1 protein-coding gene is annotated in these 563 nt (G+C 39.8%); it reads right to left on the bottom strand.

The features are described 5' to 3' along the window. Positions 1–563, bottom strand: a 563-nt coding sequence (locus AC27I2_RS19705) for an IS110 family transposase (RefSeq protein WP_487205263.1), incomplete at both ends; no start/stop codon positions are given.

Consider the following 563-nt stretch of genomic DNA (forward strand, 5'->3'; position numbering starts at 1 on the left):
GCCATTTGTTCAATATAATGCTCTAAAGGCTTAAGCTCATTGTGGTAGCAATCGAGTATGGCCATGTTTAAATTAATAGAGCGTTGAACAACGGGATCAGGAAAGTAATAACGCATCTTTTGTCTGTCGCAGACGTTCTTTAAATTCACGTTGTGGGCAGGTAAATTGTACTGGCTAGCGGTATTGGCGACATGGGCTTTTAAATCAGCCCCGTGGCGAACAATTTTAGTTCTTCTGCGTAATAAGTCGCGCGTAGCACGCATATCTTTGTCATACACATAAGCAAGTGGAAAGTTCCCCCCACGGATGAGTTTGGCAATTTTATATGAATCTATTTTATCGTTTTTGGCTTTACCGCCATGAATTGCTTTCATATACAAAGCATGACCGAGAATAAAGTCGATAGTGTGTTCTTTACAAAAATCAGCGACCCAATACCAACAGTGCATGCATTCTACGCCAACCACAATGTCACCGATATACGGTTTTAGTAGTTTTAATAGTGCTTCTGGGTCATCTTTAATTTTCTTGTGAACAAGGATAAGTCCTGTATTATCAATGAT

The organism is Pseudoalteromonas sp. NH0006-46 (assembly GCF_057547735.1).